The sequence below is a fragment of the Nocardia sp. CNY236 genome, from assembly GCF_000482385.1.
GTDB lineage: Bacteria > Actinomycetota > Actinomycetes > Mycobacteriales > Mycobacteriaceae > Nocardia.
On sequence record NZ_AXVD01000022.1, the window covers coordinates 1 to 14,335 of the forward strand.

15 protein-coding genes, 1 tRNA gene and 1 other RNA gene are annotated in these 14,335 nt (G+C 64.8%); 6 read left to right on the forward strand and 11 right to left on the reverse strand.

Annotation, left to right across the window (positions count from 1 at the left end):
• Positions 1-641 (reverse strand): cytochrome b N-terminal domain-containing protein (locus K940_RS0114035; RefSeq protein ID WP_028478068.1); only part of this gene is annotated, 641 nt, incomplete at its 3' end.
• Positions 642-809: 168 nt separating this feature from the next.
• Here K940_RS0114035 and K940_RS0114040 point away from each other — a divergent pair.
• Entirely contained in the window at positions 810-2,192 is a 1,383-nt protein-coding gene (locus K940_RS0114040) for a wax ester/triacylglycerol synthase domain-containing protein (protein ID WP_036528636.1), read from the forward strand.
• 17 nt (positions 2,193-2,209) lie between these two features.
• Here K940_RS0114040 and K940_RS0114045 read toward each other — a convergent pair whose 3' ends face one another.
• On the reverse strand, positions 2,210-2,860 hold the full coding sequence (locus K940_RS0114045; RefSeq protein WP_155980870.1) for a hypothetical protein: 651 nt from the start codon (positions 2,858-2,860) through the stop codon (positions 2,210-2,212).
• Positions 2,861-3,012: 152 nt separating this feature from the next.
• On the opposite strand from K940_RS0114045, the gene K940_RS0114050 reads away from it, so the two are divergent.
• Positions 3,013-3,357: a DUF6221 family protein gene (locus K940_RS0114050; RefSeq protein WP_028478071.1), complete on the forward strand. Its 345-nt coding sequence runs from the start codon at positions 3,013-3,015 to the stop codon at positions 3,355-3,357.
• A 297-nt stretch (positions 3,358-3,654) separates the two neighbouring features.
• On the opposite strand, the gene K940_RS0114055 is transcribed toward K940_RS0114050, so the two are convergent.
• From K940_RS0114055 to K940_RS0114065, 3 genes are all read right to left on the reverse strand, one after another.
• Positions 3,655-3,927: a hypothetical protein gene (locus tag K940_RS0114055; protein ID WP_028478072.1), complete on the reverse strand. Its 273-nt coding sequence runs from the start codon at positions 3,925-3,927 to the stop codon at positions 3,655-3,657.
• Positions 3,924-4,169 (reverse strand): hypothetical protein, encoded by a 246-nt coding sequence (locus tag K940_RS28315; protein ID WP_036528619.1) that lies wholly within the window; start codon positions 4,167-4,169, stop codon positions 3,924-3,926. The genes K940_RS0114055 and K940_RS28315 overlap by 4 nt, the downstream gene beginning before the upstream one ends.
• A gap of 249 nt (positions 4,170-4,418) precedes the next feature.
• Positions 4,419-4,607, reverse strand: coding sequence for a hypothetical protein (locus tag K940_RS0114065; RefSeq protein WP_028478073.1), 189 nt, complete (start codon positions 4,605-4,607; stop codon positions 4,419-4,421).
• A gap of 140 nt (positions 4,608-4,747) precedes the next feature.
• On the opposite strand from K940_RS0114065, the gene K940_RS0114070 reads away from it, so the two are divergent.
• Complete coding sequence (locus K940_RS0114070) at positions 4,748-5,914, forward strand: helix-turn-helix domain-containing protein (protein ID WP_028478074.1); 1,167 nt, start codon at positions 4,748-4,750, stop codon at positions 5,912-5,914.
• Here K940_RS0114070 and K940_RS0114075 read toward each other — a convergent pair.
• From K940_RS0114075 to soxR, 3 genes are all read right to left on the reverse strand, one after another.
• Complete coding sequence (locus K940_RS0114075) at positions 5,904-6,380, reverse strand: hypothetical protein (protein WP_028478075.1); 477 nt, start codon at positions 6,378-6,380, stop codon at positions 5,904-5,906. The two genes, K940_RS0114070 and K940_RS0114075, sit on opposite strands and share 11 nt — an antisense overlap.
• Before the next feature lie 365 nt (positions 6,381-6,745).
• Positions 6,746-8,344, reverse strand: coding sequence for an MFS transporter (locus K940_RS0114080; RefSeq protein ID WP_028478076.1), 1,599 nt, complete (start codon positions 8,342-8,344; stop codon positions 6,746-6,748).
• Between the two features lie 399 nt (positions 8,345-8,743).
• Entirely contained in the window at positions 8,744-9,190 is a 447-nt protein-coding gene (soxR, locus tag K940_RS0114085) for a redox-sensitive transcriptional activator SoxR (RefSeq protein ID WP_028478077.1), read from the reverse strand.
• Positions 9,191-9,337: 147 nt separating this feature from the next.
• Here soxR and K940_RS0114090 point away from each other — a divergent pair, with 147 nt between their 5' ends.
• On the forward strand, positions 9,338-9,910 hold the full coding sequence (locus K940_RS0114090) for an NADPH-dependent FMN reductase (protein ID WP_028478078.1): 573 nt from the start codon (positions 9,338-9,340) through the stop codon (positions 9,908-9,910).
• A gap of 105 nt (positions 9,911-10,015) precedes the next feature.
• On the opposite strand, the gene K940_RS0114095 is transcribed toward K940_RS0114090, so the two are convergent.
• Positions 10,016-10,100 (reverse strand) — tRNA-Ser (locus K940_RS0114095).
• A 124-nt stretch (positions 10,101-10,224) separates the two neighbouring features.
• On the opposite strand from K940_RS0114095, the gene ffs reads away from it, so the two are divergent.
• Positions 10,225-10,319: signal recognition particle sRNA small type (gene ffs, locus K940_RS31635), an RNA gene on the forward strand.
• A gap of 180 nt (positions 10,320-10,499) precedes the next feature.
• Positions 10,500-11,789 (forward strand): aminotransferase class I/II-fold pyridoxal phosphate-dependent enzyme, encoded by a 1,290-nt coding sequence (locus K940_RS0114100; RefSeq protein WP_028478079.1) that lies wholly within the window; start codon positions 10,500-10,502, stop codon positions 11,787-11,789.
• Positions 11,790-11,883: 94 nt separating this feature from the next.
• On the opposite strand, the gene K940_RS0114105 is transcribed toward K940_RS0114100, so the two are convergent.
• Both K940_RS0114105 and K940_RS28320 read right to left on the reverse strand, forming a co-directional pair.
• Positions 11,884-12,690 (reverse strand): methyltransferase domain-containing protein, encoded by an 807-nt coding sequence (locus K940_RS0114105; protein WP_028478080.1) that lies wholly within the window; start codon positions 12,688-12,690, stop codon positions 11,884-11,886.
• A 177-nt stretch (positions 12,691-12,867) separates the two neighbouring features.
• Positions 12,868-14,169 carry an ammonium transporter gene (locus K940_RS28320; protein ID WP_051407198.1) on the reverse strand — a complete coding sequence of 434 codons (1,302 nt, stop codon included), beginning with the start codon at positions 14,167-14,169 and terminating at the stop codon, positions 12,868-12,870.
• Positions 14,170-14,335 lie beyond the last annotated feature (166 nt).

Consider the following 14,335-nt stretch of genomic DNA (forward strand, 5'->3'; position numbering starts at 1 on the left):
AACAGCAGCACATGCGCGACATACAACCGGGGGATGATGATCTCGCCGGGGAAATCACCACCGAACATCAACCAATGCATCCATGTACCGATGATCGGGATGCCGATCGTGATGCCGGAGAACGCGGCCCGCAGGCCGGTGCCCGACAGCAGGTCGTCGGGCAGCGAATAGCCGAAGAATCCCTCGAACATCGCCAAGATCAGCAACAGCGAACCGATCACCCAGTTCGCTTCCCGTGGTTTGCGGAAGGCGCCGGTGAAGAAGATCCGCAGCAAGTGCACGATGATCGACGCCGCGAACAGCAACGCCGCCCAGTGATGCACCTGACGCACGAACAGCCCGCCACGCACCTCGAAGGAAATGTTCAACGTCGTCTCGTACGCCCGTGACATCGTCACGCCACGCAACGGTTGGTATGCCCCGTCGTAGACGACCTCACTCATCGACGGATCGAAGAACAACGTCAGATACACACCCGACAACAACAAGATCACAAAGCTGTACAACGCGATCTCGCCCAGCAGGAACGACCAATGCGTCGGAAACACCTTGTTGATCGACCGATTCACGAACGCAGCGGCACGATACCGCTCATCCGCCTCGTCGGCTTGCGCAGCGATTTTCGGGGCCAGGTCCACCATGGTCGATATTCCGCTCTCGTGAGAGTGGTATGCCTTGCAACTACTACAGACTGTAGCAGCGGTGGATTGTGGACGCGATGGGCTGTTCGGCGCGCCTACGCTCGAGAACACGCCTGTCCAATATGTCCGATACACAGCAGGCTCGGTATCGTGCTGATTGTGAGCGTGATGGCAGCGCAGGACGCCACCCTGTATTGGTTGTCCAAACGCATCCGTAACGACGTGTTCGTGTTGTACTGCTTCACCGACCTCGGCCGCCCGACCGAGGAACTGCGTGCCATGGTTGCGCAGCGCAGCGCCGGTATCGCCGACCTAAGGGTCCGGCTTCGTGAGTTGCCCTGGGACCTCGACTATCCGCAATGGCGCCCATGCGAATTCATTGCCGAGCAATTCCTGGAACATCGGTTGGCCGAACCCACGTGGTTGCGGGTGCTGGATGCGCTGGGTGGACTGCTCGGTAGCGGCGTCGACGCCACCGTGCGCCCCTGGCGTGTGCACGTGTTCCGCGGAATCGTCGACGCACCGGGACCAGGAAGTGGGGCCGCCGTCGTTGCGGTGCTCCAACTGTCGCATGCATTGGCCGATGGGCAGCGAGCCTCGCAGATCGGGCGTGCCTTGTTCTCCACCGAATCGACCGACAGTGCGACGACGCCACCGCCGGCGCGGGCCGGAGTGGCATCCAATGGGGTCCTGATCGGCTCGGTGACGGGACTGCTGGGTATGCCGATTCGGCTGGTGTCGACCGTGGCGCGCGGGTATCGAGCTTTTCGGGCGCGCCAGCGGCTGATGTCGCTGACCGAGTCGGGCCGGGTGCCCCCCGCTGGACCCGGTTTTGTGCCCTCTTGTGTCAATAGACAAGTAGAGAAACGCATCTCGCGACGAGAGGTGCGGATGCTGGTATTCGAAGCCGAACAGTTGCGGGTGCCCGACCGTACCGTCACAGTGGTGCTCCTGACCGCAGTGTCATCGGCGCTGTCGCGCTATACGGCCGGCCGGGGTGAGCCGGTCGAGCGCCTCGGCGCCCAAGTGCCCATGGCCTTGCCCGAACCGCCCACCACGCGTGGGACCGGTCCACGCAACAACTATCGAAGCCTGAGTATCGATTTGTTCGTCGCGGAACCAGATCTGCGACGACGAGCCGGGAAGATCGCCGCAGAACTCGCCGCTCGCCGCTCCCGCGCGCGCCACCCCCTACTGTCGATGGAGGATCGCGTCACAGCGGCCATCCCCGCTGTCATCCTGCGCCGTGACGTCGAACGCTATCCGATCGATAGTGTTCCCGACTCGATTGCGGGCCATACCGTCGTCTCCAGTGTCGACCGCGGCCGCGCCGACCTTGCTTTCGGCGGCGGCTCTGTCCGGTTCTCCAGTGGTTTCCCCGCGCTCGGCGCGGTCATGCACCTCACCCACGGCGTACACGGCCTCGGCGATACCATCGTCGTGTCGCTGCATGCCGACCAGGCGGTCGTTCCCGACCTCGATGAATACGCGCAGCACCTGCGCGATGCGATTGCCGACACCATCGAAGCTCTCACCTCGGCAGGCATGTGACGTGGGCGCCGTTCGGCCTATGTGACGGCCGTGGCGTGCGACGGGGCCGGTTGGGCCGTGGAGCGTTGAAGTTCCTGGGTGATCTTGATATCCAATTCGGCTCGGGCCGCGGTGACCACCGTGCGTTCTTCCTCGACGGTGTTCTCGATCGCCCTGGCCCACAGAGCCTGAATATCGGTGATCTCTTCCACCGTTGCCTCACCGTCGAGTTCGATCCCCCGTCGCTGCACCGTGATGTTCAGCGCCGCGGTGAGTGTGCGCATCAGGTCCTCGCACCGGTTGGGAATCTTGCGGTGGGATACGACCCGCAGGCTGCTGATCGAGTCTTGTGATCGTGTGATGGTTCGGCGTATCTCTTCGGCAATGTGGTCCACCTCGTCGGCATGCCATCGCTCACAGTGCAACAACTGCTGTCGGACTGTGCCGGAGATCGCCAACACGGCAGACACCGCGGCGAGCACGGACTCGCGGCGCCACTGCTCGTGCTCGTGGCGCTGTGTCGCCGCTAAGGCCAACTCCGTGGTGTGCCGTGCAGCATCGAGAGTTACGCGATTCCGCTCGTCCGCTGCGTCGACCGCGGCGCGATTCGTTCGGTTGTTGATCAGTATGCCGATCAATGCCACAACGCCAACGACGAAGGAACCGAGGAGTGGAAGCCACTGAGTCACCGGGAGATCATCGCATCGCCGGCGGAGGCGGCACACCCTTCGAGAGGCACTCGACGAATAGTGACTCACAGGCGAATAGCTTCTACTGTCGCAGCTGCGATGGATTCCCCGTTCGGCGGAACGAGCGGGCCACCCGATACGTCCAAACGGGCATGAACATTGCCGACTTCATCGTTGCCCGGCTCGAAGAAGACGAGAACGCCGCGCAGGCGATCGACCCCGACCACCGCGACTGGTCCTACGACCAGAACTCCCGGGCAATCCGCACGGCGGTCCCCGGCCTCGTCGCCGAAGTCGGCGACGACAACACCCACGCCGCGGGCCACCACGTCGCACGACACGACCCGGCCCGCATTCTGCGCGCCGCGTACGCCCGCCGTTACATGCTCGCCCTGGCCGAGGTGTGCGCCCGCGGCAACCCGAACGATCGCATGTTGCGCTGCCTCGCGGCGCCATGGAGTGACCACCCGGACTTCCAGCGGGAATGGGAGATCTAGTGCCTCAGGGCATGGCGCGTTGGGTACAGCGGCGCACACGCCCAGCTGCGGGGATGATCGGTACGTGCACCCTGTCCAGGTATAAGACGAGAAGGGCGCCCCTACCGTGCGGCGCCGGGCATCGGCCCTGTCCATCAGTCGCACGACCCATCGGCCGAACTCACAGCGCACGTCCTGGAATCCACAGCGCTTTGGACGTATAGCCACCTCGGGTGAAGGCACGGCAAGACCCCAACACATGCCAGGGACCTTTCACGCGCGCTGACCGGGCCGCGTATTCGGCGATTGACTTGTCGATCAGAGAACGGTTTCGCCTCCTCTGGTTTCGCTTCGCCAGGCCTCTGCGGCGACTGTGTCGACGACCGATAGCGGGGCCACGTCGATCGGGTCGCCTATCGTGCCGAGTGCGGCCTGCACATGGGCGTCGAGCTCAGCGAGTGTGGGTGTAGATGCCTTTACTGGCCAAGCGGTCCCGAACCCGTCGACCGCCCACCACGAGCCATCGTCGCGTTGCAGCCAGGCCACCACCACCACCCCGTCGTCGTGGCCGTCACCAGTCGTGGTGGTCACGGGAGGTTCTTCGAGTTGCGCGGGTCCGGCACGATGTGACCGGCCTCGACCAACACATCGTGCGCGGCCCGCTTACGGGCACAGATATCGATCGGACACGAGACATGTCGCTGCATGGCGCAATGCGCACCCTCCACGGTTGGCGGCCGGTCGGGACGCTCGTGCGGCCACGCGTACGGCAGTACCGATCGGTCGAGTAGTGCATCGTCGAGGTCGATGCGTGCGCGGTCTTCATCGGTCACAGCAACCCCCGACCTCGACTCTTGCCCGGCGACGTTCAGCAGTGATCCGGGTCTGGATTTCGGAGACACTGAGCTCGTGGCGATGCCTGCGGGTGGTGCCCGGAGACGCAGCTATGACCGCAACCAGCGTGAGAGCGGTAAGAAACAGGGAGAGAACAATTTCCATGTCGCGTTCCTCCTGCTGCATGGATGAGGAGTCCACCCGGAGCTGGGGGTGAGGGCCGCCCAACGCCGGAATACGGATGGTCGTCAGACCTGGCCGTTGATGAGCTCCGGATCTTCGCCGAACCTGTGGCGCAAAGCATCTATGCCGAGCGGATGCGCATTCCACCAGGCGGCATCGAAGTTCGCGCGCGGAATCGGACCGGTCTTCGTTGCCTCGGGTGTAAACGACCTCTCTGGCACCTCGTGCGGCGAATGGGTTTCTGGTGCGGGCATGGGCGACCCCCAGGGTGTATGTGCATGGATGTGGTGGGCACCTGAGGCGGAAACAGCGTCGGATGCAACATCGACGTTAAACCTGGTGGAACACTGGAATGTTCGAATAATGTTCGAAAATTCGATGCTACCGTTCTGGGGTGAAGAAGGACGACTCGGTCGGCGCCCGCATAGCCCGCTACCGCAAGATCAAGGGATTGACTGCCCAGCAGCTCGCCGCGGCAGCCCATGTCGGGCATTCCACCCTCCGACAAGTCGAGTCGGGCCATTCCAGCCCATCGACTTTCTGGGTCGGACGTATCGCCGATGCGCTCGGTATAGACGCTTCCAAACTGTACGCCGAGGACACCGAGGACGTGCAGACCTTGGATGTACTGCCGATAATCCGGCGCACACTCGCCGCAGTCGACCTCATGGACGACGACTTGGAGCCGACGGCCTTGACCGACCTCGCCCCCATGGTCGCCCGGGTCGGTGTATGGCGGCGCGGCGCCCGGTACCGCAAGATCGGCGAAGTGCTTCCCGGTCTGGTAGACCAACTACTCATAGCGGGACAAGAGCACGGCAAGCCCGCCTACGCACTGCTCACCGATGCCTACCGTGCTGCAAACTCGCTGGCGCACAAGTTCGGGTATTCCGATCTCAGCATGACCGCGACCGAAAGGATGCTGTGGGCAGCAGGAAAATCCGGTGATCCGCTTCGTGTGGCATCGGTTCACTATCTGAAAGCCGCGACCCTCGCTCGCATCGGCGCCGGACGGCAGGCGATGAAGCTTATCGACCGGACAGTCGCTGACCTTGCCCCGCTCGCCGACGCGGATCGGACTGCTGCCGCAGTACTGTCGACCCTCCATATGCGCGCCGGTACGATATCCGCCACACTCGGCCGATCCGATGTTTCTCGTGATCACTTGGCCGAAGCCGAACGGCTCGCGGCGAACATCCCGGACATGGTGGTACTCGACACCGTGGTCGGACCGGCAAACGTGAAGCTGCACCGAATCGCCGCCGAAGTCGAACTCGGCGAGGCAGGCACCGCGCTGGAAATCTCTCGAAACACTCGGCTCCCAGCTGATCTCGCAGCCGAGCGTCTCACCTACTTCTGGGTGGATACCGCACGCGCGCACCTTCTCGCTGGAGACCCGGACTCGGCTATCGAGGCGCTTTTGGAATCGCGGGTGGCCGCTCCAGAGCATTTCCGAGCGTCGGGCACCGTCAAGGCAACCGTACGTGCCACAGCCGACCAGCAGCGCCGAGTGTCGCAGTCACTGCGATCCCTGGCCAACTCCGCAGGTGTTACCGACTGATCGCGGCGACCCCGGCGGTGTCGAAGGTCTTTGCGATCGACCCCGACGCCGACATGCTCGGTGCGGTGGTGGTCGTCACGCGGAACTGTGCGACCACGCCGCGGTCGCGCCGTGGAACGACGTGGTTTCGTCCGTCCGAGCCGAGTACCTCGGTCCAGGTCGCCGCGCCGGTTCCGGCACCTACCGCCGATCCTCGGAGTCCCACTACGCGGTGCTGGCCCGGTTGCCGTTCCATGACGTCGATGTCCTTCGTTGGGAATGGACCTTCCAACGTGAGGTCGAGGCGATCGTCGGCCTGCAATTCTCTTTCTCGTATTCCAATCCAGGCCAGTTCGGTTCCGAGGAACGCTGCGTGGCGTTTGCCGCCGACCTGCGCGCACAGCTGGCTGCGCCGGTACCCCTCCGGTGTGGCGACCGAGCCGCTGGGAGTCGAAACGTTGATCGCCAGTCGTCCACGGTGACCCATCGAAGTGGCCTCCGACTGTCGGCACATGGAGTGACCGGCAGGGCACCCTCCTCGAGGAGCGAGGCATCGCGGCAGGTTCCGACGTCATTCCCACAAATCCATGCCTTCCGTTGTGGCAATTAGGGCAATTGGTCGAGTCATCGATAGCTGGTTCCGCCGGTGATGGCGGGGGCACCACAAGCTGAACCCGGTCGATGGTCGTTGAGTTTCGTGTGAGTCGACGTGCTTCTCGTTCATGTCCGGATGCGTTGTGACGCAGACATCGTGGCTCGCGACCGAGAGAGCTCAGGCCAGTGCACGACCGGATAGAAGTGCGCCGCGGCGGGGAGGGTGCCGATCAGTACACGCATGACGAACTCGAGCTCCTAAGGTGTCGTCTCGGGCGGGAACGTTGTCGCGGGTGGTGCCGGCTCGTGGTCGGCGCCGGCACGCTGGGGTGCTCGGTCGTTGTCTCGATGCGCCCCGCGCAGCAGGATGCTGACGGCGATCGCCAGGGCGATCAGCACCGCGCTGCTGATCGCCGATGTCACCGCCATCCCTGTGGTGAACGCCTCATGAGCAGAGGCGAGCAGAGTGTCTCGAACCCCGCCGGGCAGCTCGGCCGCCACGTTGACCGCCCCGCCCAACGTCTCCGTGGCGAGTTCCAACGACTCGGGCGGGGTTGCGACGGGCGCGGTCCCGGCCAGTTCCTGGCGATAGACGACTGCCCCGATGCTGCCCAGTACCGCGATGCCCAGGGCGAGGCCGAGCTCGCTTCCGGTCTCGGAGATGGCCGCCGCCGACCCGGCGCGTTCTTCGGGAGCCGACCCGACGGCCAGGTCTGTGCTCAGGGCCATTGCGCCGGAGATGCCGAGGGATGCGATGACCATGCCGACCACCAGCACGGTGAGCCCTGCGGTCGAGTCGATTCCTGCCAGAGCACCGAACCCCGCGGCGCCGAGCGCCAGGCCGCCCGCCATCACTGCCGACCGTGAGATGCGGCGGACGGCAAGCGGCGCCAGCATCGACCCGGTGATGCCCATGAGCGTCCATGGCAGGGACCAGAGTCCGGCTCGCAGCGGGGACATGCCGAGGACGAGCTGAAGGTACTGGCCCGCGAAGAACTGCACGCCCGCCATCGCAAAGACCGCCAGGGTCTGCATAGCGACGGCCACCCCGAATGTACGGCGGGTGAACAACGCCAGGTCGAGCAGGGGGTCCTGCAAAAACTTTTGCCGGCGAAAGAAGATCCAGCCGAGACCGGCGCCCAGGGCCATGCACGCCCATGGCAGCGGATCGCTGGACCCCTCGGCGAACTGCTTGAACCCGAACACTACGGCCAGAATGGTGACCAGCGAGAGAAGAGCGCTGAGCAGGTCCGGGCGACCGGCGACGGGATCCGCCACCTCCGGGAGCAGCATCGGGCCAATGATCAGCAATAGCACCATCACCGGCACGCCGAGGAGGAACACCGAACCCCACCAGTAGGATTCGAGGAGAACCCCACCGATCAGCGGTCCGATCGCGGTCCCGGTGACAAAGCTGGTCATCCAGACACCGATCGCCATCCCGCGCTGCGCCGGGCTCTGAAACATGCTGCGGATCAACGCCAGCGTCGAGGGCATCAGCGTGGCCCCGGCGACGCCGAGCAGCGCCCGGGTGAGAATAAGCATCTCCGGTGTGGTGGAGAACGACGCCAGCAACGACGCGACGCCGAACCCGAATGCACCGATCAACAACAGCCGACGTCGGCCGATCCGGTCGCCGAGCGACCCCATCGTGATCAGAAAGCCGGCGATGAGGAAGCCGTAGATGTCAGTGATCCAGAGCAGTTCCGAACTGCTCGGCTCGAGCGCTTCACTGAGCGCCGGCACCGCCAGGTGGAGCACCGTGAGGTCCATCGCCACCAACATCGTCGGCAGGGCCAGGGTAGCGAGACCCCACCACTCTCGCCGCCCCGCCCGCTTCGACTCTCGAGCCGCCATAGTGCACCTTCCATCGACGTCAGGGGATTTGTGGTCGATGTACGGCACCGCCGACCACTGCCAGCGAACCTAGAAGTTGAAGTCGTGTTCAAGTCAAGTCGTGGCCTGTCGAGGCAGGGGCGGCCGTGGGCAGCTCAGGAGGTGGACCGCCATGGCATCAGAAGCCCACCGGGCCGTGCTTCGGCCATGGAACATGCCCCGCGTCCTTGGCGCCGAGTTGATGAACATCAGGTGGGACGCCGGGACGCCGGGACGCCGGGACGCCCAGATGCGCGGCGAACTCTTCCTCGAACCCCTGATGCGAGAGCCGTGTCCCAGTTGTTGCTCTCGAAGACATCCGCCACGGCCTGGAGTTCGTCGGACCCGAGACCGGGCTGGAAGAGCTCGGTCGTGACCGCATCAACGTAGCCGGCGCGCGCCCGGACCCTCGCTGCCGAGAGCGTCATCTGGATTCGCCAGCGCACACCGCTCCAGGGATAGGCAACCGCAGCCGATGCAGTCCGTCAGCTCGTCGCGGAGATGCGCCAGCAGCTTCATCCGGGCGTCCAGATCCGCCCGCCAGCAGTCGCTGACCCGACGCCAGTCGTCCTTGGTGGGGGTGCGTCCATCGGGCAGCAGGGCCAGTACGTCCGCAATCATGGACAGCGGGATGCCAACCCGCTGGGAGGCTTTGATGAACGCGATACGGCGCAGGGCGTCGCGGCTGTAACGGCGCTGGTTGCCGGATGTGCGCCGGCTCTGGATGAGACCCTGGCGTTCGTAGAAACGCAGCGCTGAGGCCGGGACGCCGCTGCGCTGGGCCAAGTCGCCGACCGTCAGCCCCCGGATGGTGGTCGTGTCGCTCATGTCACCACGTTACTTGACTTGAACCTATGTATAAGTCGGACAGTATTGGGCACCGAAACCTGTTCGCCATCACGCCAAGGATCGTCGTGTATGAGCCCGGCGGGTGGTGGAGGAACGGAGATCCCCTCATGAACGAAAGGATGCACTATGCCGGCGTACCCACTGAAGATCGCTGTGCTGGTCGGTAGTACCCGTAAGGGCCGGTTCGGACCAGTGGTCGCCGACTGGTTCGTCGGGCAGGCTCGACAGCGCGGCGACATGGAGATCGATGTCATCGACCTGGCCGAGGTCAACCTACCGGACTTCGGCGACGAGGAGGAGCTGGAGGCAGTCCGGACGCTCGCACCGCGCCTCGCCGCCGCCGACGGCTTCGTCCTGGTGACGCCCGAGTACAACCACAGCTACCCGGCCTCCGTGAAGAACGCCATCGACTGGTACCTGAAGGAGTGGCAGGCAAAGCCGTTCGCCTTCGTCTCCTACGGCGGAGTCTCCGGAGGGCTGCGGGCGGTGGAGCACCTGAGGGTGGTCCTGAGTGAAGTGCACGCCATGAGCATCCGCGACACCGTGAGCTTCCACGGTGCATGGGACCGGTTCGACGACAACGGGCTGCCGCGAGAGCCGAAGGGGTGCAATACCGCTGCCAAAACGATGCTCGACCAGCTGGCCTGGTGGGGCGGCGCGCTGTATACGGCGAGGAACGAACGCCCCTACGGCACCTGACCCCGGCCCGCCATGCGACGGCTCAGATGTCCGTTTTGTTGACCACTGTTGTCGACGGCCCAGGCCGGGTGCGGTGAAAACCGCCCCCGACCTCGGCCGGTTCAGCGGAGGATAGGGGATTTGAACCCCTGAGGGCGTTAACCCAACCCGCGTTCCAGGCGAGCGCCATAGGCCACTAGGCGAATCCTCCGTGCAGCAGCATACCGGTAGCCCCCCTTCGGTTGCCAAACAGGGACCGGAGGCGAGGTGAAAGTGTCCGTACAGACCATGACGGACCCGGCGAATGAAGCTGGGGCGGAGCCGCTACACTAGCTGGCGGATCCCGCGCGGCGCGCATCCTGTGAACCCCCCCAGGGCCGGAAGGCAGCAAGGGTCAACGGGCTCTGCCGGGTGCGCGGGGTCCCCTTCAGAGGGCTCGCGTAGATCTGGTTCTTCACCGTCGGAGAGAGCCTCCAATTCGGGGCCGCACACGGGTAACGTGAGTGCCGTCCGCGGATGCGTACGCATCTGCATGGACCGATGTTCGGCCACCGTCGTGCAACGGTCCGGCCACCTCAACGTCCCTTCGCTGCTTGAAAGGCTGCCCAGGATGCCCCGGCAAACGCAGATCGGTTTGATGAGCCACGAGGAGCTCGCGCGCGAGCACGAGACCCAATCCGCGAACTACGCGAAGCTCGGAGCCGAGAAGCTGACGCTGGACCTGACCCGAGGAAAGCCTTCTCCGGAACAACTCGATTTGTCCGCCCCGTTACTCGGACTACCCGGCGAAGGGGACTTCCGCGACAGCGCCGGTACCGACTGTCGTAATTACGGTGGCCTTCGTGGGCTCCCGGAACTACGAGCCATCTTCGGTGAGCTGCTCGACATCCCGGTCGACAACCTGCTCGCAGGCAACAACGCCAGCCTGGAGCTGATGCATGACGTGATCATGTACGCGATGGTGTACGGCGCCAGCGACTCCGAGCGTCGCTGGGTCGCCGAGGACACCCCGAAGTTCCTGTGTCCTACCCCCGGCTACGACCGGCACTTCACGATCACCGAGGCGCTCGGCTTCGAGATGATCTCGATTCCGATGCGCCACAATGGCCCCGATACTCATGCCATCGCAGCACTGCTGGCCGATGACCCCCAGATCAAGGGCCTCTGGGCGGTACCCAACTACTCCAATCCCACGGGCATCGTCTATTCCGAAGACGTTGTCCGCGAATTGGTCTCGATGCCTGCCGCAGCTCCCGACTTCCGATTGTTCTGGGACAACGCCTACGCGGTGCATCCATTGACCGACACCGCTGCCCCGGTACTCGACGTTCTCGGTTGGGCCGCCGCGGCCGGTAATCCGAACCGTCCGTTGGTCTTCGCCTCGACATCGAAGATCACTTTCGCTGGCGCCGGCGTGAGTTTCTTCGGCGCTTCGACCGAAAATCTGGACTGGTACCTGCGCCATGTGGCACGAAAGAGCATCGGACCGGACAAGCTCAACCAGCTGCGTCACCTGCGCTTCTTCGGCAATGCCGAGGGAGTCCGGGCACATATGCAGAAGCATCGCGCCATCCTGGAGCCCAAGTTCGCCTTGGTGCGGAAGGTATTGGAGGACCGTCTCGGTCCGTCCAAAATAGCCTCGTGGACCGAGCCCAAGGGCGGCTACTTCATCAGCTTGGATGTCTTGGAGGGCACCGCTGCCCGGGTGATCGCGCTGGCAAAGGACGCAGGCATCGCACTGACGGCGGCAGGTTCGGCCTTTCCATACCGGAAAGATCCGGAGGACAAGAATATTCGGATCGCGCCGAGCTTTCCCACGCTTTCCGAGCTGGAAAAGGCGATGGACGGCGTAGCGACGTGTGTGTTGCTCGCGGCCACCGAGAAGTTGCTCGGCACCTAGGGTTTGCCGCGGTATGCGTCGCTGTGGGCGATGATCCGCCCACAGGCCGCGGCGTCGTGAAGTGCGCGGCCCGGTCGGCACGATCGCTGGCCGATCACCGAGGTTTGTGTGCGAGGACAGCGAACACAGTGACCGAGAGGTGAATGTCTCCGCTGGTCGCGCCGGCCTCGAGGTCGGCGAGCAGCTGCTCGCGCTGTGCCGGGCTGATCGTTCCGCGCGCTACTGCCATGGCCGAGATTCTGCTGACCAGTGAGCCGGCGCCGACGCTGCGGTCCTGTACCAACGCTTGCGAGCCGACATCGTCGACGACGAGGCCGGCTTCGCTGAGCAGGCCGGGGATGCGCCGTCCGGACAGCGGGTTCGTGGTCGCCGACACCAGCGTATCGATCACTTCGCGCGCCACTCGACGGTCACCGGGGTGCACGATTGCGGTGCCCCAGTCGCTGTCGGTCACCACTGCGCGTCCGCCGGGCCGTAGCACGCGTGCGATTTCGGTAGCAGCGCGGGCGGGCGCGGTCAGGTGCTGGAAGACCCGCTCGCACAGCACCGCGTCGAAGCTGTCCGGGCCGAACGGCATGCCGTATGCGTCGCCGGAGTGAAACGTGGCTGTGGAGCCGGCTTCGACAGCGCGCCGCTGCGCCGTGGCGAGGAGATGCGGGTCGGGCTCGATGCCGACCGCACTGCCGGTTGGACCGACCGCCTCGGCGAGAGCGAGGACTTCGGCGCCGGTACCCGAGCCGACTTCCGCGGCCTGCTCGCCCGAACGTAGCGCGAGCGCCTCACGCGCCCAGCTGCGCAATCGACGGATGCCGGGTAGCGCTGCCTGCAGGTCGCGGACATCGACGAGCTGATCTCGCCCCGATCGGTCGAACCGATCAGGGCGCACGGTGTAGGCGTTCATGGCCCTGTATCCATCCCTGGCCGTTGTCTCATCCCTGGCCGTTGTCGTCGCACTCCCGGGTGTCGCCGTTGGTGGCATGGCCTGGAGCCTACGCGGCAATCTCACTACCCGCGCGTAGCAAATATGATGTAGATCACGAAGCATCCGGCCGGGGACTCGCCTGGTCGGGCCGGCCGATCAGGTCGTCCGTTCGTGTGCGAGCTCGCGAGCCAGATGAGTTTCACCGTGCCGGCGTGGCGCGTGTCCGTGTACCCCCTCGGCGTAGGCCGTTTCCGCATGGAGCGCGAAGTCGATTCCCGCCGCCTCGTCTTCTTTGCTCACGCGGAAGCCGATGATCTTGTCGATACCCTTGCCGAGCGCAAACGAGATCCCGAACGCATACGCGGCGACCACGAGGACGGCGACCACTTGCTTACCGAGTTGAGCGAACCCTCCGCCGAACAACAGCCCTTCGACGCCACCTGTCATCACCTCGGTGGCCAGCAGGCCGATCGAGACGGTGCCGACGACCCCGCCGACGAAATGCACGCCCACCACGTCGAGTGAATCGTCGTAGCCTGCCTTGAACTTCCAGCCGACCGCAAATGCACAGACCACGCCGGCCGCCAACCCGACCAGAAGGGCACCGAGGGTGTCGATCGATCCGCAGGATGGGGTGATGGCGACCAGCCCGGCCACGACACCGGAGGCCGCACCGAACGTCGTGGGCCTGCCATCGCGGATCTGCTCCACTGCTAGCCAGCCGAGCATGCCCAGGCAGCCAGCGACCAATGTGTTCGAGAAGACCGCCGCGGCAATGCCATCCGCGGCCAGAGCCGAACCGGCGTTGAATCCGAACCAGCCGAACCAGAGCAGGCCAGCACCGAGTAGCACGAAGGGCAGATTGTGCGGCCGCATAGCGTCGATCTTGAACCCGATACGTGGCCCCAGAACGATCGCGAGAGCCAATGCCGAGGCGCCGGAGGCGATCTCGACGACCAAGCCGCCGGCGTAGTCCAGTGCGCCGAACGAGGCCAGCCAGCCTTCCGGGCCCCAGACCCAGTGGGCGATCGGCGCATACACCGCCAGGACCCACAGGGGCACGAAGGTCATCCACGCGACGAACTTGGCCCGATCCGCAATGGCGCCGCTGATCAGCGCTGCGGTCAGGATGGCGAAGGTCAACTGAAACGTGGCGAACAACATTTCGGGGACCGAGCCGTGTACCGAGTCGGGGTCGATGCCCCTCATGGCGAAGTGACTCAGGTCGCCGATCAGGCCGCCGCCTGCGTCGTCACCGAATGCGATCGTGTAGCCGACGAGAAGCCAGGCCACTGTGACGAGCGGAATTGTGACGAAACTCATCATCAGCATGTTGAGTACGCCGGTAGTGCGCACCATCCCGCCGTAGAAGATGGCCAGCCCTGGGGTCATCAATAGGACCAGGGCCGTGCTGACGAGCAGCCAGGCAGTGGCCGCAGGGTCGATGGTCGAAGACACGGGTTCACTCCTTTCACGCAACACGCGCTGCGAGAAAGTTACCGAATGGTCACTCCCGGATTGCCAGCTGTGCCGAGTCAGCGGTGGAGTCGGCCGAGCCGGGGGCGGATGGTGTCGCACGCTTGCCAGCCGCGGCTGTCGACCTGGGCGGTCGCAATATTCAGCG

Coding starts and splice junctions, on each gene's coding strand:
- soxR (WP_028478077.1), bottom strand. CDS start 9,190: ATGAGCGACACGACCACCATCCGGGGGCTGACGGTCGGCGACTTGGCC.
- K940_RS0114050 (WP_028478071.1), top strand. CDS start 3,013: ATGAACATTGCCGACTTCATCGTTGCCCGGCTCGAAGAAGACGAGAAC.
- K940_RS0114065 (WP_028478073.1), bottom strand. CDS start 4,607: ATGCCCGCACCAGAAACCCATTCGCCGCACGAGGTGCCAGAGAGGTCG.
- K940_RS0114040 (WP_036528636.1), top strand. CDS start 810: ATGGCAGCGCAGGACGCCACCCTGTATTGGTTGTCCAAACGCATCCGT.
- K940_RS0114100 (WP_028478079.1), top strand. CDS start 10,500: ATGCCCCGGCAAACGCAGATCGGTTTGATGAGCCACGAGGAGCTCGCG.
- K940_RS0114090 (WP_028478078.1), top strand. CDS start 9,338: ATGCCGGCGTACCCACTGAAGATCGCTGTGCTGGTCGGTAGTACCCGT.
- K940_RS0114080 (WP_028478076.1), bottom strand. CDS start 8,344: ATGGCGGCTCGAGAGTCGAAGCGGGCGGGGCGGCGAGAGTGGTGGGGT.
- K940_RS0114075 (WP_028478075.1), bottom strand. CDS start 6,380: ATGGGTCACCGTGGACGACTGGCGATCAACGTTTCGACTCCCAGCGGC.
- K940_RS0114105 (WP_028478080.1), bottom strand. CDS start 12,690: ATGAACGCCTACACCGTGCGCCCTGATCGGTTCGACCGATCGGGGCGA.